The sequence below is a fragment of the Synechocystis sp. PCC 6803 substr. PCC-P genome (assembly GCF_000284455.1).
GTDB lineage: Bacteria > Cyanobacteriota > Cyanobacteriia > Cyanobacteriales > Microcystaceae > Synechocystis.
The window spans coordinates 464,479-484,812 of the sequence record NC_017039.1 but is presented as its reverse complement, the minus strand read 5'-3'; the positions used below and the strand labels follow the sequence as shown (position 1 = coordinate 484,812).

Genomic DNA, 20,334 nt, shown 5'->3' with positions numbered 1-20,334 from the left:
ACGTTTAAAGTTCCTTCCGGCAGTCAGGTTTCAACCAAGCTGACCCCCTAGACCGCTCTCCTAAAATTGCTGCAAGTCAGCGTTTGGGAGAGCGGATAGTTTTTGGGGAAGAAATTAGATTATTGCTGGAGCTTTAGTCAGTGGATTTACGATTCCAGTCGCAGTAATTGCCCATTATTTTGATCAGTTAAAACATAAACATGGCCATCGGGGCCTTGGCGCACATCCCTCACCCTTTGGCCAATAGAAATAGTGGTTTCATCGATAATTTGGTTATTTTCATCGAGCCGTAAATGGCGGATGCCCCTGTCCACTAACCCCCCAGCAAAAATGGTTCCCTGCCACTCTGGATGGCGATCGCCGTTGTAGATGGTTAAACCGGAAGGGGCAATAGCCGGAGTCCAAATCTGGAGAGGATCCACCATGTCAGGGCGGGATGTGGCCGGAGCAACGGGCTGGTCTGTACTGTATTCTTTACTGAAGGACACCACCGGCCAACCGTAGTTTTTTCCTTTTTGAATTAAATTCAGTTCATCACCGCCCCTAGAGCCGTGCTCCGTAGCCCATACCTTTTGGGTAACGGGATCATAGGCCAAGCCCTGGATATTGCGATGGCCGTAGCTCCAAACTTCCGGGGCCGCCTTGGGGTCGTTGCGAAAAGGATTATCGGCAGGCACGGTGCCATCGTCATTGATGCGAATAATTTTCCCAAGGTGACTAGCCCGATTTTGGGCCTGTTGACGGATAAAATCTCCCTCCAATTCCACCGGGGGATTACCGCCGTCGCCAATGGAAACCAAAAGAGTTTCGTCCGGCAACCAAGTTAAGCGGGAGCCAAAGTGCTGACCGCCGGGTTTAGTTTGTCCCACTTCAAAGATGACTTGCCAATCCGTCAGTTTTTCTCCATCAAAAACTGCCCGGGCCACCCTAGTGCGATTGGCCTGTTGGGTGCCGTGGGAGTAGGTGAAATAGACAAAGCGATTTTCTGCAAAACGGGGATGCAAGGCAATATCCAGTAAGCCCCCCTGTTGGGAAGCAAACAGTTGTTGGGCAGAAACCGTGGAAACTGCCACCACCCCGGCGATCGCCTCTGGATCTAAAACGCCATCACGGACAATGCGGAGTCGCCCCGGCCGTTCGGTAATTAAAATGTCGCCATTGGGTAGCCAAGCCATACCCCAGGGATGTTCTAAACCATCGATCACTGGCACTGCTTTAATCTCCGGTTGATTAGCTTGCACAATCTCCACCGAATTGGTCGGCTCAGAAGAAGTTTGATTTCCTGCTGCGGTTCCAAGGTCGGCCTCCGGTAACGTTCCACAGCTTGAGAGGGCAATGCCGCTGGCCAAGGGGAGGGTAAGCTTAAACAGAAATGGGATCAACATAGCGCCAATTGATTGCGTTCCTTTTTACTCCACCTTAAACAATTTCCCCGGTAACGAAGGCGGGTTAGTGGCCAGTTGATTTGGCTAGTGTGATTAGAATGGATTTAAAGTCAAAGCCCGCCGAGGTTAAAACTCAATGACCCCTGCCTGCCGTAGTAACTCCTTCAAGCGAGCATTTTCCGCCTCAGCTAACTCTGCCCGTTTTTCCGCCTGTTCCGTCAACGCCGCCAGAGCCACAGTGCTTAAAAATGGACGGCGATCGGGATAGAAAATCTGTAAATTCTCCGGGGTAAGTTCAAAATGGATGCCTAAAAGGGGACTCGTCCAATACTCCACTTCATCAATGACCGTTAACTTACCCTGCCACCGTTGCAAACCCACCAGTTCATTATTATCTGGGTCATAGACATAGTATTCCTCTACGCCGTAAAAATCATACAAAGTCTCTTTTTTTGTTCATCTCCTTCAGACGATTACCGGGGGATAGCACCTCAAATACCACTTGGGGCGGTTGATTACCTTCCTGCCATTGACGGTAGGAGCCCCGATCGCCCTTAGGTCGGCCCAAAACGACAAAAACATCGGGGGCAACCCGGATTTCTGGCTTACCCTCCACGGGATATCAGAGCAGATCCCCCGCCACAAAAACATCGGAGTTATTAGCAAAAAGACACTCCAGATTTTCTTTTAATAGAACAATCCAACTGAATTGCTTGGTGTTGTCAGCCATGGGTTGTCCATCACTGTCGGGATAAACTATTTGCCGATCTAGGGCTACGCTCATAGCGGTGGTCTCCAGCAGCTAGGGACTGACCTTCAGTTTAACTGATGGCTTTTAGACATTATTTAGGGGGAATTGTTCAACGCTGGAACTAACCACAACAAAATAGTTAAATTTGTTACCTTTTCTCGACAAAGAATCTGAAATTTGAGCAAAACTTAATAGATTCATTAAGGAAACCTACCTCCCCCCCGTAATGACCGCTACAATTCAAAAACCGGGGAATGCCCTGCCACGAAGGTCTTCACCCCCTCGTTCCAAACTTTTGTACGGTTACCAGTCCTATGAACAGCTCTCACCTCGCCCCCCAAGTCCAAGGTCTTTACGATCCGCAAAATGAACATGATGCCTGTGGGGTAGGTTTTATTGTGCAGATGAAGGGCAAAGTTTCCCACGATATTGTGGAGCAGGGCCTGCAAATGTTGGTTAATTTGGAGCATCGGGGGGCCTGTGGCTGTGAACCAAACACCGGGGATGGGGCCGGTATTTTAATCCAAGTTCCCCATAAATTTATCCAAAAAATAGCCGGGGCGGAAGGCATCACCATTCCTGCTCCGGGGCAGTATGCCGTGGGCAACATTTACGGTTCCCCCGATCCATTGGCCAGGGCTGAAGCTCGTCAAAAATTCAATGACATTGTTGCCCAAGAAGGCTTAAAAGTTTTGGGTTGGCGGGACATTCCTACTCAGAACGAACCCCTGGGGGAAACGGCGATCGCCAGTGAACCGTTTATGCAACAGGTTTACATTGCCCGGCCGGAAGGCTTGACTGATGACCTGGACTTTGAGCGCAAATTATACGTAATCCGTAAGTTGACCCACGGGGCAATCCGATCGCCGAAAATTGATACCTATTGGTATGTGGCTAGTTTATCGGCTCGGACGTTGGTTTATAAGGGGATGCTGACCACAGCCCAGGTGGGGCAGTATTATCCGGAATTGCATGACCCGGACATGGAAAGTGCCCTGGCCCTTGTCCATTCCCGCTTTAGCACTAATACCTTTCCCAGTTGGGAGCGCTCCCACCCCTACCGCTACATTGCCCATAATGGCGAAATCAATACCATGCGGGGCAACGTCAACTGGATGCAGGCCCGCCAGGCCCTGTTTGAATCGTCCCTGTTTGGGGAAGATATGGCCAAGGTTCAGCCGGTGATTAACATTGACGGCAGTGATTCCACCATTTTTGATAATGCGTTGGAACTGCTTTATCTGGCTGGCCGCTCCCTACCCCATGCGGTGATGATGATGATTCCCGAACCCTGGAGTGCCCACGAATCCATGAGTCAGGAAAAGAAAGCGTTTTATAAATACCATTCCTGTTTGATGGAACCCTGGGATGGCCCGGCCTCCATTGCCTTCACCAACGGCAAAATGATGGGGGCAGTGTTGGATCGTAATGGTTTGCGTCCTTCCCGCTACTACGTCACCAAAGATGATCTGGTGATTATGGCCTCCGAAGCAGGAGTATTGCCCATTGAACCGGAGCGGGTGGCCAAGAAAGGTCGCCTACAACCAGGGCGGATGTTCTTGGTGGATATGGAACAGGGGCGCATCATTGCCGACGAAGAAATTAAGCAGGAGATTGTCAGTCAGCATCCCTACGGTGAATGGCTAGCGGCTAATTTGAAATCCCTGGAGCAATTACCCTCCCCCGGCAATGTTCCTGGCACCGATGCAGAAAGTTTACGGCAACGGCAAATGGCCTTTGGTTACACCTTTGAGGAATTGCGTATTCTCCTAGCTCCCATGGGTCGGGATGGGGTGGAGGCGATCGGTTCCATGGGGGCGGATACTCCGTTGGCTGTACTATCTGACAAGCCCAAATTACTCTACAACTATTTCCAACAATTATTTGCCCAGGTTACCAATCCCCCCATTGATTCCATTCGGGAAGAAATTATTACTTCCGCAGAAACCACCATTGGTGGTGAAGGTAATTTGCTTGATCCTCGGCCAGAAAGTTGCCGCTTAATTGAGTTGAAAACTCCCATTTTAACCAACGAAGATCTAGCTAAGCTCAAAGCGTTAGACGACGATGAATTTAAATCCGTCACCCTAGACATTTTGTTTGATCCGAACCAAGGGGAAGCGGGCCTTAAAACTGCGTTAGATAATTTGTTTACGGAAGCTGACCAGGCCATTTCCCAAGGAGCTAACCTAATCATTCTCAGCGATCGCCAAGTTAGTGCGGAAAAAGCGGCTATCCCTGCTCTGCTGGCGGTGTCGGGGTTACATCACCATTTGATTCGCAACGGTTCCCGTACCAAGGTGGGTCTAGTATTGGAATCTGGGGAACCGAGGGAAGTGCATCATTTTGCTGTCCTACTCGGTTACGGTTGTGGAGCCATTAATCCTTACTTAGCTTTTGAAACTTTGGACGGTATGATCGCCGAAGGTTTACTGGTTAATGTGGATCACAAAACCGCTTGCAAAAACTATATCAAAGCCGCCACCAAAGGGGTAATTAAAGTTGCTTCTAAAATCGGCATTTCCACCATCCAAAGTTACCGAGGTGCCCAAATTTTTGAAGCGGTGGGCTTAAATCAGAGTGTGATTGATGAATATTTCTGCCGCACTTCTTCCCGCATCCAAGGTTCTGATTTAGGTGTAATTGCCCAGGAAGCTATTTTGCGCCATCAACATGCCTTTGCTCCTCGCCCTGGTGATTTGCATACCCTTGATGTAGGGGGTGAGTACCAATGGCGGAAGGATGGGGAAGAGCATTTATTTAGTCCCCAAACCATTCATTTATTACAACGGGCGGTGCGGGAAGGTAATTACGAGCTTTATAAACAGTACGCCGCCCTGGTTAATGAACAAAACCAAAAGTTCTTTACCCTGCGGGGCTTACTGGATTTCCAAGACCGAGAATCTATTCCCCTCGAAGAAGTGGAACCCATTGAAGCGATCATGAAACGCTTTAAAACCGGGGCCATGAGCTACGGCTCCATCTCCAAAGAAGCCCATGAATCCCTGGCGATCGCCATGAATCGCATTGGTGGTAAGTCCAACACTGGGGAAGGGGGGGAAGATCCGGAACGGTTTACCTGGACTAACGATCAGGGAGATTCCAAAAACAGTGCCATTAAACAGGTGGCTTCCGGGCGCTTTGGAGTGACCAGTTTGTACCTCTCCCAAGCAAAGGAAATTCAAATCAAAATGGCCCAGGGTGCAAAACCTGGGGAAGGGGGTCAGCTACCCGGCAAAAAAGTTTATCCCTGGATCGCCAAAGTGCGTCATTCCACTCCCGGCGTAGGTTTAATTTCTCCCCCGCCCCACCATGACATTTATTCCATTGAAGATTTGGCGGAATTAATCCACGACCTGAAAAATGCTAACCGGGAAGCCCGCATTAACGTCAAACTGGTGTCGGAAGTCGGGGTGGGCACGATCGCCGCTGGGGTGGCTAAGGCCCATGCCGATGTGGTGCTAGTGTCTGGCTATGACGGAGGAACCGGAGCATCACCCCAAACTTCCATTAAACATGCTGGGTTGCCCTGGGAATTGGGCCTAGCGGAAACCCATCAAACCTTGGTGTTGAACAATCTCCGTTCCCGTATTGTGGTGGAAACCGATGGGCAAATGAAAACTGGCCGGGACGTGGCTATCGCCGCTTTACTGGGGGCGGAAGAGTTTGGGTTTTCGACTGCGCCGCTGGTATCCCTGGGGTGCATTATGATGCGGGCCTGTCATTTAAATACCTGTCCCGTGGGCATTGCCACCCAAAATCCGGAACTGCGGGCCAAATTCACCGGCGATCCGGCCCATGCGGTCAACTTTATGACCTTTATTGCCACGGAACTGCGGGAAGTGATGGCCCAACTGGGTTTCCGCACCATTAACGAAATGGTTGGTCGCACCGATATTCTGGAACCGAAAAAGGCCGTAGCTCACTGGAAAGCAAAAGGCATTGATCTTTCCACTATTCTCCATCAGCCGGAAGTAGGGGACGATGTGGGTCGTTATTGCCAAATTCCCCAGGATCATGGTCTTCAGCATTCCCTCGACATCACCCAGTTATTGGATCTCTGCCAACCGGCGATCGCCAAAGGGGAAAAAGTCACCGCCACTTTACCCATTACCAATATCAACCGGGTGGTGGGCACCATTGTCGGCAACGAAATCACCAAACGCCATTGGGAAGGTTTACCGGAAGATACTGTCCATCTCCATTTCCAAGGCAGTGCGGGGCAAAGTTTTGGGGCCTTTATTCCCAAGGGCATGACCCTGGAACTGGAAGGGGATGCCAACGATTACCTGGGTAAAGGATTGAGCGGCGGCAAAATTATTGTCTATCCCCCCAAAGGCTCTAGTTTTATCGCTTCGGAAAACATCATTGCCGGTAATGTTTGTCTCTATGGCGCCACTGCTGGGGAAGTTTATATTTCCGGCATGGTGGGGGAACGGTTCTGTGTCCGCAATTCCGGCGTCAATACGGTGGTGGAAGCGGTGGGCGATCATGGTTGCGAATATATGACCGGCGGTAAAGTCGTGGTTCTTGGTCAAACAGGACGAAACTTTGCGGCGGGCATGAGTGGTGGTGTGGCCTACATCTTCGATGAAACTGGGGATTTTGCCACCCGTTGCAATTCCGCCATGGTGGGTTTAGAAAAACTAGAAGATCCCGAAGAAATTAAGGATCTCAAAGAGTTAATCCAGAACCATGTTAACTACACCGACAGCGCCAAAGGTAAAGCTGTTTTAGCAGATTGGGAAGCGAGTATTCCCAAATTCGTTAAGGTAATGCCTCGGGATTATAAACGGGTATTGCAAGCCATCAAAAAAGCGCTAGAAGCGGGTTTGAGCGGCGATGATGCTTTGAATGCGGCGTTTGAGGAGAATGCCAAGGATGTGGCTCGCATTGGGGGGAGTTAGGATAAATTTATGATGGAACTGGGCTAAACTGGCTGAAGTCTAGCCCAACGTCAAAAAATCACTTTTTCAGTAGAATAGGGGGACAGATTATCTTTTGCCGACTTAATGAACAAGGGTTGAAAATATGTTTATAGCAAATTAGGATGGATATGGGACACTCTTAGGATACACGAAGCTTAAGAAATAAAGATTCCAGAACTTAGGAGTATCTCATCCCTAATCGAATCAGCGATAAAATCTATATTTAAGTCATTACTTATAATAGCTAATGAAGTTTGCAACCTATGAGCATTTCCGAGAAACAGAATCTCTTGTGCGGAAAGTAAATAAGGATAAAATAGCAAAATGGTTGCTGAATGTTGGTTATTTCCCCGAAGAAAATATCCTGCCACCGAGTTTTACTGTATCAAAAGAGATTAAACTTCAAGACACTCCATACAATATCAACATTAATGATTTAAAAAAGCGTCAAGTGGCTTTTGTTTCATTTCCCAAAAGTACTTTAACATACAGAAATTTTAGTGTTCAGCATCCTTGGAATTATCACGACATTATTTTTTATTTACATCAAAACTGGGATAATATATTAAGCCATATTTTCCACTCAGAAAATAAGGTTGCCGCCTACAGTTTTCCTATTCCAGTTTCAAAAAAAGATTTTGAAGACTTAAGCCCTCTTCGTGCAGGTAGAATGATTTATGAATGGCTTGAAATGGCAGAGGAAGACCTTATACTAGATGGTCAAAAATTTAATATTTTAGCCAAAACCGATATTACAAATTTCTATCCGTCAATCTATACTCATGGTATTGGATGGGCCATTCATGGAAGAGAAGAAGCACTTGAAGATAAAGAATTTAGACTTTTTGGAAATAAAATTGATAGATTATTTCAATATTCAAATGATGGACGAACAAATGGTATTCCCATCGGTTCGGCACTCTCTGATCTAATTGCTGAGACTATCTTAGCAGATATTGATCGTAAGTTTTCCCAAGAATCCAAGCATATTGAATATGCAGCTGTCCGCTTTAAAGATGATTACAGAATATTATGTAATTCGAAAGAAAATGCAAAAAAATTGCTTGACATTCTTTCCCATCAACTCTCTCAATATAATCTCTCATTGAACGAAAGTAAAACATCGTTTCTCAATCTTCCCGATGGGCTTTATCGAGAACATAATCGAGCATATTTTCCTCATGTATTGCGAAGAAAGAAATATATTTCTTTTAGAAAATTTGAACATACCTTGCTAATTGCATTAGATATTCATCGAAAGCACCCTGGTACTAGCATTATTGAAAAATTTATTGCAGAGTTATTTGACAAAAGACATAATTTAAAGGTTAGTTATTCAAGTCAAAATCGTGGAAAAGAAATCAGAAAGACAATTTCTCTTTTGTTTTTACTAAAACGAGAATCAACAAAAATCCTATGTCATGTTTTATCAGTTATTGAGCGTTTATATATTGAAAATAAAAGAAATGATCAAGGACTTAAGGATTTTCTTAGGGAAACAATTAAGGATGAATTAGACAGAGCATCGAAAATGTCATCCGTTTTTGAGATCGTTTGGTTGGTATTTTTCTGTCGTTATATATCTCTTGGCTTTCAAAATGAAGATTTTGACAGTATTATTAAGAACGAAAAAATCAAAGAAAATGTATTTTACAAATCTATTGTGACAAGTAAGCAGGAATTATTTAAAGATACAGATTTTAAGCTATTTACTAAACCGAGAGCTTGCCGAGATAAAACACTAGCCGAGCGATTCGCCATTTTCAAAAGATAGAAAATTAAAAAATGCTCTTTGATTGTCACTCTAGCTAAATAGGAAAAGCTTATACAATTTTCCTTTCCTTCGAGATCCATTGAAACACACAAACAAACTTAAATAGCTCAAACAGAAATCGTCAGGATTATGGAAACAACAAATTTACCGATGGAGCAAATTCGTCAATTTTGTCACAAATGGCAGGTCAAAGAATTTGCTTTATTTGGTTCCATCCTACGTCCAAACTTTCATTCAGACAGCGACATTGACATACTCATTGAATTTGCGCCTACTGCAAAACGTGGTTTAACAGAAACCATACAGATGCGAGATGAACTGCAAGAAATATTTCAACGTCCTGTCGATTTAATTGTCAAAAGTGCAATCAATCGGAGTGAAAACTGGCTCAGACGTAAAAACATTTTAGAATCTGCCCAAATTATCTATGCAACGTAATCAAGAATCCCTTATTGATATTGCCAATGCCATTAGACGCATTTTGCGCTATACGAATGAAATTGATAAAGTACAACTAGAAATTAACGATGAGAAATTATCAGCCATTCTCTATCAAATTACGATTATTGGCGAAGCAACAAAGCGAATTTCTCCAGACTTCCGCAGTCAACATCCAGCAATACCTTGGCGGGAAATGGCAGGAATGCGAGATGTTATTGTTCACGAATATGATCAACTTGATCTGGATATAATCTGGGATGTAATTGAGAACAAACTACCAGAATTAGCCTATCTATTCGACTCTCTGTTAGAAAACATGTAAATACTCTTTCCAACTAACCGGAGTGCCCCATAGCTGATTTTTTGGCGATCGCCAATCCTCTTTCACGTAGTTAAAACCTTAAATAAATTCCGTCAAACTACAATGCTAAAAACATCAGAATTTCAAAAAGCCATTGAATCCGTTGAAAATCTACCCCTAGATGATCAAGAAATCTTACTTGATATTATTCAAAAACGATTGCAAGAAAAAAGAAGAAAAAAATTAGCCGAGGAAATCAAAGAAATTCGCCAAGAATTTGCTAACGGTGATGTTCAGTTTGGTTCAGTAAATCAATTTTTGGAAGCGCTCGATCAAGAATGAAAATTGCCTGGTCTCCAAAATCATTACGTTCATTCAAGCGCCTGATTCCCAAAAATCCTAATCTGAGACCGATGATTGAACAAATATTACATCAGTTGGCAACAGATCCTTTTCACCCTAGCCTACGCACCCATAAACTCAAAGGAGAACTAGCTAACGTTTGGTCATGCTCTATCGACTATAATTATCGTCTGCTATTTGAATTTGTAAACAACCCAGAAGACAAGGAAGAGGCAATTTTATTACTTAATTTAGGTTCCCATGATGAAGTCTATTAATTTAACTTGTCAAAAAAGAAAAGTCGATCTTTCGGCGATCGCCAACTCTTCCCCCTTACTTATCCTAGAGGCAACGTCATGAACACAGCTCAAATTAGCACCGATGGCACCCATCAAATCGTTATTTTACCAGAAAACTTTACGATAGCCGGAAGCGAAGTTTACATTAAAAAAATTGGAAGTACAATTATTTTGATTGCTAAAAATAACCCTTGGCAATCCTTAATTGAAAGCTTAGATCAATTTTCAGATGATTTTATGAAAACTAGGGAACAGCCTCCCTTAGATATACGAGAAGAGTTCTAAATGAAGTATTTACTAGATACGAATATTTGCATTTATCTCATTAAGAAGAAACCGTTTAAAGTCTTGGCAAAATTTCAAACCCTGGAGATATCAGACATTGGTATTTCATCCATTACCGTGGCGGAATTAGAATATGGTGTCAGTAAAAGTCAACAACAATCGAAAAATCGTGATGCCTTAATGCAATTCTTGATGCCGCTAGAAATCGTGGAATTTAATTCAGGAAGCGGCGATCGCCTATGGCAACATTAGAAGTAATCTAGAAAGTAGAGGTCTTGTCATTGGGGCTATGGATATGCTGATTGCAGCCCATGCGTTAAGTCTGGGAGTAACGCTTGTCACCAATAATCTTCGAGAATTTTCACGCATTAACAATTTATTCTTGGAAAACTGGGCAGAATAAACTATTCGGTAAAATTTGATTTGCTGCTTTCAACTAACTGGCGCACTAAGAATATGTTTGAAAAGTTCGAGGCAAAGCCTCAAAACCCTTTTGTCCATCCTTTTTGCTGACGATTTCCAAATTCTAGCCAAAGGTCTCATTAATTAACCCAGGCAGTAAAATTCTTACTGCCAAAAGTGCTGTCAGTCCATATCAATTGCAGGCACTGCCATAGAGGAGCAAACCAAGTACCGAGTAGAGTAAGACCTTGGTGGCCTGAGCGATGAGCGCTGTGAACCACAACATCGAGAAGTAATCCCATGGTATCCACGAGGATTGTGCGTTTACGACCATTGACCTTTTTTCCACCGTCATAACCACTTTCTTGTCCAGCGCCAGCCTTTTTCACTGACTGTGAGTCCAAACAACCAGCACTAGGGTTGGCATTTCTTCCGACCTTAAGTCGAATCTTCTTTCTGAGGATGTGATTCAATTTTTTCCAGGTACCGTCTTCCTACCACTGTCGGAAATAACCATTCTTCGCCATTTGGGAAAATCATGGGGCAGAAGTCGTCAAGCACAACCCGCTCTGAGCATGTAAAAAATGGCATTAAGCACTTCCCTCAGATTAGTTTTCCGTTTTCTTCCCCCACTTTTTGCTTGGGGGAGATTGGATTCTACCAATTGCTACTGGCTATCACTGATGTCGCTGCTGTAAAATTCTCTCAGCATCATTACGGTGAAAATTCTGTATTCTTCACCATTTTTCCCAATTATGCCGACTTTTCAAACACGCTCTTAATGGCCCACAAAAAAATCCCCCCCTGTAAATCAGGAAGGGGATAATGTTTTGATCAGAGTTTTAACTCTAGGAATTCCAATGCTTGGATTCTTAAACTAGAAGTGCCAATTTGGCATTGTTGTTAGCCAGGAGAGTTTGCAGCTCTTCAGAATCAACAGTTTCCTTTTCTACCAAGATTTCTGCCAGTTGATCTAAAATGCCACGGTTTTCCACCAAGACCTGTTTGGCCCGTTGATAGGCTTGGTCTACCAATTGACTTACTTCCTCATCGATCGCCGCAGCGGTTTCATCGGAAAAGTCCCGGTCAGAGGCAATGTCCCGACCAAGGAATACCCCACCACCCTGACGACCCAAAGCTACCGGGCCCAGGCGATCGCTCATGCCGAAACGGGTTACCATTTGGCGGGCGACCCGGGCTACCTGTTGGAGGTCGTTGGAAGCACCGGTGGTGACTTCCTCTTCGCCGAAAATAATTTCCTCAGCAATACGGCCTCCCAGGGCAACGGCCATCTGATTTTGCAGATAGGAACGGGAGTATAAACCGGATTCCATACGGTCTTCACTGGGGGTGAACCAGGTTAAACCACCGGCCCGGCCGCGGGGAATAATGCTAATTTTTTGTACTGGATCATAATCAGGCATCAAAGCACCCACCAAGGCGTGGCCAGCTTCATGGTAAGCCACTAGGGTTTTGCGTTTTTCGCTCATCACCCGATTTTTCTTCTCAGGACCAGCCAACACCCGGTCAATGGCGTCGTTGACTTCGTCCATGGAAATTTCGGTCAAGTTGCGACGGGCAGCCAAAATAGCGGCTTCGTTCAACAGGTTGGACAGGTCAGCACCGGTAAATCCAGGGGTACGACGGGCAATTTTATCCAAATCCACATCCTGGGAAAGGGTTTTACCCCGGGCATGGACATTGAGGATTTCTCGACGGCCAGCATAATCAGGACGGTCTACTACCACTTGGCGATCGAAACGACCGGGACGCATCAAGGCAGAATCCAATACATCGGGACGGTTAGTGGCGGCGACGATAATAATGCCGGTGTTGCCTTCAAAACCGTCCATTTCCGTTAGCAACTGGTTGAGGGTCTGTTCCCGCTCATCATTACCACCACCAAGGCCAGCGCCCCGTTGACGACCAACGGCATCAATTTCATCGATGAAGACGATACAGGGAGCATTGGCTTTAGCCTGCTCAAACAAATCCCGTACCCGAGAAGCACCAACACCGACAAACATTTCCACAAATTCCGAACCGGAGATGGAAAAGAACGGTACACCCGCTTCCCCAGCCACGGCTTTGGCCAACAGGGTTTTACCGGTTCCGGGGGGGCCTACCAACAAAACACCCTTGGGAATTTTGGCTCCCAATTCGGTGAAGCGGTCTGCATTTTTCAGGAAGTCCACCACTTCGGTGAGTTCTAGTTTGGCTTGCTCAATACCGGCCACGTCCCCGAAGGTAACTTGGGTTTGGGGTTCCATTTGCACCCGTGCTTTGGATTTACCAAAGTTCATGGCTTGGGAACCAGGGCCACTCTGGGCCCGACGGAAGAGGAAAAAAATTCCCACCAAGAGCAAGATGGGCAAAAATAGGGTGCTGGCGATGCGGAACCAGAAACCTTCGTCGCTCTGGGGTTGGACAGCAATATCCACGTTGTGTTGGGTGAGAATATTGATCAAGTCGGGGTCGTTGGGCAGATTGACTAAGTAGGGAGGACCACCGCTGGGATTGGGTACTTGGGCTTGGGTGCGGTCGGCACTGAGGTTGACCCGTTCGATCTGATTGGCTTCTACCCGATTGACAAAATCGCTGTAGCTGAGGGTTTCCCTAGTTTGGGTCGGTCGGTCGAAAAAGGCCGATGCCAACGCTAAAACGACAATTAACAACAAGGCATATAGGCCCGCGTTACGCCATTTTTTATTATTTTTGCTCACGCTAGAACTCTCCAATAGTGAGTGTAGTTATCATATTCCACCGGTTAGCAATGGATGGAGTGGATAATAAACAGTTGTTAACTTATGTTAACGCTTCTCAGAAACAATTGGCCACTGTAGCGAAAAAATGCTAAGGATAGAGGCTTTGTAACTGTTGGTCAACTGTTAGTCCCCCTGGGTTGGGGTAAAGCGTTTAAACTCCTGCTCCAGGGAGTCTTGGTCGGTGCGGTAGGTGATGTCCGCCGGAGTAATGACGGTGCTAGTGGCCCACTCCTGGGCAAATTCTAGTTTAGCTTTGAGGGGAGGGGAGGGCGGTTGCAGAAGTTTGGCCCGCTGTTGCCGATCGCCGTTGCGTTGTTCTAGTTTTTGATTGCGTTCTTGCAGCCAGAAATATCTCACTAGGGGAATAGCCAAGAAACCGATTGCATAGGTCACCAGAACGCCGTAAATGCTCTGGACGAAATAAACCAGTGTCCCCAAATCCAACTCAGCGCCGTAGGTTTTCAGCATTACCCCCAAACTTAAGGCCAAAATTAGGTTAACTCCCCCCAAGGCGATCGCCGCTATTTTTTGGCCGGAGGAAGCTTGGCTAAATTTCCAGGGTTTTTCCCGCAGGTAAGCACTCAAAGTGGTTGATTGGCGCTCCTGGGCACTGACTTGTAGGTTGGGGAAAGTGTAAATTAATTCGCCGCTGGGGGAAACTTGGGGATAACCATTAAAGCGGGCTAGCACAGGAATTATGTAGTCCTCATTGTCCCGATTGAATTTGGTCACATTATCCAAATAGGGGGCCGCCTGTTCAGCGGCGATCGCCCCACCGTTATGGCGAATTAAACTACCCAGGGTTTGCCAGCGTTTTTCTTCCAAATCCTCATTGGGGTTACCGTCTCCAAATAGAAACGAGAAAATGGCTTCGAGGAAATTAAGCTCGTTTTTATTTTTATCAGACCTTTTCTTATCCCGTTTTTGCCGGCCACCATCGGGGCTAAGGAGCCAGAAAATGTCCCCCGGCCAGAAAAATATTCCCCCACCCCCACCACGGTTACCGTCACCGGAAAATTTAAAACCCCCATCGTTATCGTTATCGGACTTGGAATTGACCGCGATGATAATGGCAATGATGGCCACTAACATCAACAGGATAGAAAGGATAAGGATAATGCCAAAGGAAATGCGGATCAGGTAAAACAACACCTGCCAAATGCTTTGGAGCCAACTCTGGAACCGTAAACGCCAATACTTATTGCGGAGAATTGTCCGGAACTGCTTGGGAAAAGCAAACACAATTTCCCCCGACTCCGCCACCTGGAGATGGCCCTCCACCTCCGACGCCAAAGTCAGCAACCCCTGTTGGGTTTGGTTAATTTCTAATCCAGCCTGGCTGGCCACGTCCCCCACCGTGACTACATAGTCCAACTGCTCCACAGCGGTCATAATTTGGGGATTAAAGGCGACACTCATTCCACTGCCCTCGGAGGCGACAATCATTAAAAATTATTCTTCTAGTATAGAGAGAAGATTTTTTGTCGATATGTGGATTTAGTGGTTATGAATGTGCGTTTTCCTCACTTTTGTTTAAGTTTAATGTTTGCTAGCCTGTTGGCTGGTGCTGGAACTCTTCCCCTGGCTGCAGCGGAACGGGTGGTGCTGACCTATAGTGTTTTGCGAGAATCCATCTCCATTGAGGAGTTAGGGGAGTTGAGCCGCACTGGGAAAGTGTCCCCCTCCCTCAAAGCCTATTTAAAAATGGCCAATAAAAACCCTGAAGAATTGCGGGGTTGGCTCAATCGACCGTTTCAGGCAGATCCAGTTACCCTCTCCCGGGTGCTCAACAGTTTTGCCGGGGAATATGTGCTCAATCAGGTGGGTCAGGTAATCCACACCCCTTCTAAGCGGGACAATAAAGAAGCTCTGCGGGGAGCTATTATCAGCTCTGCAGAAAAAGACAATCAGGTACGACTGATCGAAGTGTTGGAAAATTATCCCACCCCAGAACTCCACGTCAACGGTGATCGCCTGATGGAATTGTACCAACAAGTGGAAGGGTTGACGGCCATGTTAGGTCGACTACCTTTTTAGAAAGTGTTTGATGCGTTAAGTTTTTATCTGGATCATCAAACTGAAGGCAATGAGTATATCCAAAAGAACGAAGTACTCGATGATTTAGAACTGTTCCTGAGCAAACTACTTTAGGTAAAACTGACAATGGACAGTACTAGTAGCCAATCACTATATGTATAGCCCTGTATTAAAATACATGAAGTCTAAGGATTTTGATCGCAAATTTGATGAAGGAGAATGAATCCTTGAGTATTTGGATTTGTTTCAAATTAAACAGAGTAATGACGAAGGAACTGTTATTTCCGGATCTCAAATCCAGTTACAGTTACTTTGTCAATCATCCTTAAACACCATGGGACATACTATCAAAGCACCTCTGACAGTCCAGGGAGTGGGACTGCACTCTGGAGTGGAAACCACCGTTACCCTTTGTCCAGTGGCGGCGGGGAAAGGCCGCTATTTTCAGCGGGTGGATTTGCCTAAAAAGCCTATTATTCCAGCGGATTTGACTTGGGTGCGGGAAGCCATGCTTTCAACGGAGCTAGGGGAACCTGGAGCAACGATTAGGACAGTGGAACATTTACTCGCAACCTTGGTGGCCTTGGACATTGGTGACTTACGCATTGAAGTTAACGGCCCGGAAGTGCCCCTGCTGGATGGTTCTGCCCTTAGTTGGTTAACGGCGATCGCCAAAGTAGGAACCAGGCCTCGGTCAAAGAAGAGCCAAGACCAACCCATTGTGATTACAGACCCTTTAACCTGCCAGCTAGAAGATGCATTTGTGGCGGCTTTTCCCTGTGCCACTACCCGTTTTAGCTACGGTGTGGACTATCCCTATCTGCCTATCGGTAAACAGTGGTACACCTGGGAACCGGATCAGGAAAATTTTGCCACGGCGATCGCCCCTGCTCGGACCTTTGGTTTTGCGGATCAGATTGAAAAATTGCGCCAGGCCGGGCTGATTAAAGGGGGTAGCTTGGAAAATGCTTTGGTGTGCGACAAAGAGAAATGGCTCAATCCCCCCCTGCGTTTTCCCGATGAGCCGGTGCGTCATAAGCTATTGGATTTACTAGGAGATTTAAGTTTACTGGGGAAAATTCCCCAAGCCCATTTTGTCGCCTACAAAGCTAGCCATAAACTACATACTCAGTTGGCCCAAAAAATCGCCGACACCTACAGATAACTCGTTACTTTTTTTGGGGGGATTAAGGAGCTTTCGGTTCCGTGAGAATAATTTTCCTTTGGTTGGGGTCATGGCGGGGGCTTAATTCCTCCATAATTTTGCGACTCTGGCCGGGGTCAAAACTACGTTGGAAATCATTGCGGAGTTGCTCAACCCTGGCTTCTGTTTCCTCCACCTGCATCTGAATCTCGTTTAACTTAGCCTGTTGAGCTTGTTGATGGGGCAACAGCCTGGCGATCGCCATAATGGAAACCACCACAAACACACCATTGAGACCCAGCTTGAAAAGAATTTCCCACACTAGCCACTTATGCTCAGGCTGAAACTTTTGTTCCGGGCGCTTACGACTTTTGGAGCGAGGACGACGGGCATTACTGGGTTTGAAAGTTTGGGCAGTCATGGCGGGTAATTTTTAGGCCGGAGAAAGCAAGAGGTCTGACAACTCACACCGGACTCTAAAGATGCCAGCATTCCCCCTAAAAATCAATAGGGCGCAACGGATCACGCCCTAAGGATCGGATTACACGGCCGACGTTGGTTTACTTATAAAGTTCCGTGGAGAGACGGAAAGCCAGGAAAGCAGGCAGGAGGGCAACCACTAGGGCTGCCAAAATTTGGGTGTCGGATAATGCCATGGATAGTTAACTCCTAGATAAAAACAGATCGTGAGAAACATTAACAACACTTTGCAATATGGGGGCAGTTTTGGGAAACAAGTTGTTACAAGTCTTTAGAAAAGTCGATACTTAACCATTCCCATCTCCATTGAGGCTGCCAGGCACAACTCCTCGGCAGGGGCTAGAGTTCACCCCGGATTTCCTCCACTACCCCATCCCGCAGTACCAATTCCACTCCCATTTTCTGCACGAGGTTGTCCCCCTTTTGGATACGGAAAAAGCTCTCCATCTGTCCTTGGATGACTTCTTGGTTCAGTTCTAATAACTGCACCTGTTGCATTTGTTGCAGGGCTTGGTTTTTCTGCTCCAGAATTTCGCTCTTTTGTTGGTTGACCTGCATTTGAATGTTTTCAATTTGCTGGCTGACACTGGGGGGGAGGGGCACCAAGCTTTGTTTTTTAATTTCGGCGATCGCTCGTTGACTTTGGGCATCAAGCTGTTGCACCTGATTATCCATCTGGCCCACCTGGGCTTGGAGTTGTTGTTGCATCTCCTCTTTCCAGCGGGGAGTGACAATCACCTTCAGGGCCACGGGACGCTTGAGCAGTAATGTGGTGTTAGTATCGTCCATAAAATTGAATTAAGCCTAAAAATTAGGGGATTATTGCAGATTACAGTGCATCCCCAGAATATCTTCCCCGTGCGGTTAAACCAAGCCACAAGCCCTACCAATTAACTCTGGAGGTCATCACCATCAACCAGGGATGGCCCCACCATAGTAGGGCAATGAAACCCATTACCCCCACATAGGCTGGTTTGATAAATTCCTGCCACACTAGAATTTGCCTTCCCTCCCAGATCGCTTGAAAGGGAATGATGGAAGTTCTTTGTTTCACTGCTAGAAAAGCCTCGCCATATTTGTGTTGCCAACGGCGATCGCCATGCCAGACTGCAAAGCAATGGTGGGCAATTAATCCCAAGCTGGTAACCAGAGTAAAAGTGGTTCCCAACCAGAGGGTGTGGGCAATGCACCAAATTACTTGACCGACCATTTGAGGATGGCGACAAATACGGATAATGCCCGTTTCATAAAGATGGATTTCCGGTTTTTGGATAGCGGCAATTTCCAACAGGTTAAAAGTGGCGGGAAAAAGGAAGAAAAAAGATAGGGCAGACAAAATCCACACCAGGGGTTTAACTCCCGTTACTCCCTGTACTTGCCAGAGTTGCAGACCATCATAGCGATGGTTGAAAAAATAAATAATTAATCCCGTAGCCAGGGGAATACTCACCAGGGCAAATATAACTCGATAGCCCCTAGCGCCAATTTTGCTTTCCCCCCAGGCTCGCAGGGCGGCTAAGCCACTATGAACGATGGCAAACAACAGAAGGTAGGCGGCGATAATGCCATGGCTGGGGGTCAACCAGGGCCAAGGAGAAGAAATATCAAACAAAGCCAAGCAATTCAAGGGGAAAATGGGATAACAACCACGGAAAAATTTATTGGGTCAATGGCCAACCGTGGAACGGCGATCGCCAATCATGACAGTTAACCAACAATACATTTTCCCATACCCCCATGGCCAAAGACGGCCTAGAATTGAGCATTGCTGTTTCTGTACCGTCCCGCCCCCCAGGAAATTTAAGGTAATTTGCCATGCAGCGCACCCGATTAAATACCATTGTTGAAGTTCGTGGCCAGCAACTTTCCCAATTTTTTAGGAATCCCTGGCGACGTATTTCCCTCAGTTTATTGTCCTTTTTATTCGGCTTTTTTGTCGGGACAGCCGTGGCCACCACCGCCGGTCAGAATTCCCAATGGGACGTAGTTTGTGCTGCCTTCATTCTGCTTTTTTGTGAATTGGTCAATCGTTGGTTCTATCGCCGGGGGGTGAAGATGGGGGACTTGCAGGCTGAAGTATTAAATATTTTTAAAATGGGTGTTTCCTACAGTTTATTCTTAGAAGCTTTCAAGTTGGGTTCCTAGGGAGAGGGATAGTGGAACCGTACTTAATTTAGAAATTCAATTTGGATTTAATAAATGGCATCATTAATCAGCTTTTGGTTATTTTTTGCCCTCAGTTTACTGCAACCTCAACAAAGACAATTTTTAGCTAGTAAACCTTGGCAAGACTGGTTGTTAGATGGGGTAAGTTTAGGTATACAAGGAGCGATTATCCCCCTGCTGCAATTGTTATTAGTAATCAATTTTTACTCCTTGATTATTCCCCACTGGCAACATAGTTTTAACCTATTTGCTGGGGGGCAATTTCTCCTCGGCTTTGTGGCTATTGATTACGTTTATTATTGGAGCCATCGAGCACTACACAGCAAATTGCTATTTCCCATTCACCAAGTCCACCACACCGTTAGTCAAATGGATATGGTTAGTTGTGCACGCAACACTTTTTGGTCTAGCTTGTTTTTGCCCTACGTTTGGCTAAATAGCCTCATAATTTATTTATTGCACGATGCCAGGGGATATATTCTCGCCATTAGTTGCACCTACTTACTGGATCTATGGCGTCATAGTTCCCTAATTATTAATAAAAAATGTTGGTTACACGACTGCTTAAATAGCTGGCTGATTTTACCCCAAGACCACGGATTGCACCATCACCAAATCGGCAAGGGAAATTTTGGTGCTAATTTAAAACTTTGGGACAAAATCCATGGTACCTATTTGAAAAATACCTTACCAAATCAACTTAGTATTTCTTCCGGAATGGGCATTAAACTTGAATTAACTTTGTGGCAAAAGCTTTTCTGGCCATTGACCTAAAAAATGCAAAAAATCGCTTAATCTTACGGCATCTAATTGTCAGGCAAAATTTATAATAGC

21 protein-coding genes and 2 pseudogenes are annotated in these 20,334 nt (G+C 45.9%); 13 read left to right on the top strand and 10 right to left on the bottom strand.

Features of this window, described 5'->3' with window-relative positions:
- Window positions 1–146: 146 nt before the first annotated feature.
- The gene (locus SYNPCCP_RS02310) at window positions 147–1,385 is read right to left on the bottom strand and encodes a PQQ-dependent sugar dehydrogenase (protein WP_010871649.1); all 1,239 of its coding nucleotides are present in this window, start codon (window positions 1,383–1,385) and stop codon (window positions 147–149) included.
- Window positions 1,386–1,511: 126 nt separating this feature from the next.
- A pseudogene (locus SYNPCCP_RS16670) lies at window positions 1,512–2,169 on the bottom strand (Uma2 family endonuclease).
- A gap of 221 nt (window positions 2,170–2,390) precedes the next feature.
- On the opposite strand from SYNPCCP_RS16670, the gene gltB reads away from it, so the two are divergent.
- From gltB to SYNPCCP_RS17845, 9 genes are all read left to right on the top strand, one after another.
- A complete protein-coding gene (gene gltB / locus SYNPCCP_RS02295; RefSeq protein ID WP_010871646.1) occupies window positions 2,391–7,043 on the top strand; it encodes a glutamate synthase large subunit in 4,653 nt (1,550 codons plus the stop codon).
- 268 nt (window positions 7,044–7,311) lie between these two features.
- Complete coding sequence (locus SYNPCCP_RS02290; RefSeq protein WP_010871645.1) at window positions 7,312–8,838, top strand: RNA-directed DNA polymerase; 1,527 nt, start codon at window positions 7,312–7,314, stop codon at window positions 8,836–8,838.
- A 129-nt stretch (window positions 8,839–8,967) separates the two neighbouring features.
- Entirely contained in the window at window positions 8,968–9,276 is a 309-nt protein-coding gene (locus SYNPCCP_RS02285; protein WP_010871644.1) for a nucleotidyltransferase family protein, read from the top strand.
- Window positions 9,266–9,601, top strand: a complete 336-nt coding sequence (locus tag SYNPCCP_RS02280) for a DUF86 domain-containing protein (protein ID WP_010871643.1) — start codon at window positions 9,266–9,268, stop codon at window positions 9,599–9,601. Before SYNPCCP_RS02285 ends, SYNPCCP_RS02280 begins: the two co-directional genes overlap by 11 nt.
- A 102-nt stretch (window positions 9,602–9,703) precedes the next feature.
- A complete protein-coding gene (locus tag SYNPCCP_RS02275; RefSeq protein ID WP_010871642.1) occupies window positions 9,704–9,922 on the top strand; it encodes a hypothetical protein in 219 nt (72 codons plus the stop codon).
- Window positions 9,919–10,200: a type II toxin-antitoxin system mRNA interferase toxin, RelE/StbE family gene (locus SYNPCCP_RS02270; protein WP_020861443.1), complete on the top strand. Its 282-nt coding sequence runs from the start codon at window positions 9,919–9,921 to the stop codon at window positions 10,198–10,200. The genes SYNPCCP_RS02275 and SYNPCCP_RS02270 overlap by 4 nt, the downstream gene beginning before the upstream one ends.
- A 78-nt stretch (window positions 10,201–10,278) precedes the next feature.
- Window positions 10,279–10,506 (top strand): antitoxin, encoded by a 228-nt coding sequence (locus SYNPCCP_RS02265; RefSeq protein WP_010871641.1) that lies wholly within the window; start codon window positions 10,279–10,281, stop codon window positions 10,504–10,506.
- Window positions 10,507–10,758 carry a type II toxin-antitoxin system VapC family toxin gene (locus SYNPCCP_RS02260; RefSeq protein ID WP_010871640.1) on the top strand — a complete coding sequence of 84 codons (252 nt, stop codon included), beginning with the start codon at window positions 10,507–10,509 and terminating at the stop codon, window positions 10,756–10,758.
- Window positions 10,759–10,795: 37 nt separating this feature from the next.
- Window positions 10,796–10,909, top strand: coding sequence for a hypothetical protein (locus SYNPCCP_RS17845; RefSeq protein ID WP_353511586.1), 114 nt, complete (start codon window positions 10,796–10,798; stop codon window positions 10,907–10,909).
- A 126-nt stretch (window positions 10,910–11,035) separates the two neighbouring features.
- Here the strand turns inward: SYNPCCP_RS17845 and SYNPCCP_RS02255 are convergent.
- The 3 genes and pseudogenes from SYNPCCP_RS02255 to SYNPCCP_RS02245 all read right to left on the bottom strand — a co-directional run.
- Window positions 11,036–11,572 (bottom strand): annotated as a pseudogene (locus SYNPCCP_RS02255) (IS5 family transposase); the annotation flags it as partial.
- 208 nt (window positions 11,573–11,780) lie between these two features.
- The gene (gene ftsH3 / locus SYNPCCP_RS02250) at window positions 11,781–13,631 is read right to left on the bottom strand and encodes an ATP-dependent zinc metalloprotease FtsH3 (RefSeq protein ID WP_010871638.1); all 1,851 of its coding nucleotides are present in this window, start codon (window positions 13,629–13,631) and stop codon (window positions 11,781–11,783) included.
- A 165-nt stretch (window positions 13,632–13,796) separates the two neighbouring features.
- Entirely contained in the window at window positions 13,797–15,119 is a 1,323-nt protein-coding gene (locus SYNPCCP_RS02245; protein WP_010871637.1) for a hypothetical protein, read from the bottom strand.
- Window positions 15,120–15,179: 60 nt separating this feature from the next.
- Between SYNPCCP_RS02245 and SYNPCCP_RS02240 the strand changes: the two genes are divergently transcribed.
- Together SYNPCCP_RS02240 and lpxC are read left to right on the top strand one after the other, a co-directional pair.
- A complete protein-coding gene (locus SYNPCCP_RS02240; RefSeq protein WP_041425771.1) occupies window positions 15,180–15,710 on the top strand; it encodes an alpha/beta hydrolase in 531 nt (176 codons plus the stop codon).
- Window positions 15,711–16,044: 334 nt separating this feature from the next.
- Window positions 16,045–16,875 carry a UDP-3-O-acyl-N-acetylglucosamine deacetylase gene (gene lpxC / locus SYNPCCP_RS02235; protein ID WP_010871635.1) on the top strand — a complete coding sequence of 277 codons (831 nt, stop codon included), beginning with the start codon at window positions 16,045–16,047 and terminating at the stop codon, window positions 16,873–16,875.
- 22 nt (window positions 16,876–16,897) lie between these two features.
- Here the strand turns inward: lpxC and SYNPCCP_RS02230 are convergent, their stop codons facing one another.
- From SYNPCCP_RS02230 to SYNPCCP_RS17290, 5 genes are all read right to left on the bottom strand, one after another.
- Window positions 16,898–17,275, bottom strand: a complete 378-nt coding sequence (locus SYNPCCP_RS02230; RefSeq protein ID WP_010871634.1) for a hypothetical protein — start codon at window positions 17,273–17,275, stop codon at window positions 16,898–16,900.
- A 139-nt stretch (window positions 17,276–17,414) separates the two neighbouring features.
- On the bottom strand, window positions 17,415–17,510 hold the full coding sequence (psaM, locus tag SYNPCCP_RS02225) for a photosystem I reaction center subunit XII (protein WP_010871633.1): 96 nt from the start codon (window positions 17,508–17,510) through the stop codon (window positions 17,415–17,417).
- A gap of 163 nt (window positions 17,511–17,673) precedes the next feature.
- A complete protein-coding gene (locus SYNPCCP_RS02220; protein ID WP_010871632.1) occupies window positions 17,674–18,123 on the bottom strand; it encodes a YlqD family protein in 450 nt (149 codons plus the stop codon).
- A 94-nt stretch (window positions 18,124–18,217) separates the two neighbouring features.
- Complete coding sequence (locus tag SYNPCCP_RS02215; protein WP_231848047.1) at window positions 18,218–18,952, bottom strand: NnrU family protein; 735 nt, start codon at window positions 18,950–18,952, stop codon at window positions 18,218–18,220.
- 40 nt (window positions 18,953–18,992) lie between these two features.
- Complete coding sequence (locus tag SYNPCCP_RS17290) at window positions 18,993–19,151, bottom strand: hypothetical protein (protein WP_158299068.1); 159 nt, start codon at window positions 19,149–19,151, stop codon at window positions 18,993–18,995.
- On the opposite strand from SYNPCCP_RS17290, the gene SYNPCCP_RS02210 reads away from it, so the two are divergent.
- The gene (locus SYNPCCP_RS02210; protein WP_010871630.1) at window positions 19,150–19,479 is read left to right on the top strand and encodes a DUF565 domain-containing protein; all 330 of its coding nucleotides are present in this window, start codon (window positions 19,150–19,152) and stop codon (window positions 19,477–19,479) included. The genes SYNPCCP_RS17290 and SYNPCCP_RS02210 overlap by 2 nt on opposite strands.
- 54 nt (window positions 19,480–19,533) lie before the next feature.
- On the top strand, window positions 19,534–20,274 hold the full coding sequence (locus tag SYNPCCP_RS02205) for a sterol desaturase family protein (RefSeq protein WP_010871629.1): 741 nt from the start codon (window positions 19,534–19,536) through the stop codon (window positions 20,272–20,274).
- Window positions 20,275–20,334: the final 60 nt, after the last annotated feature.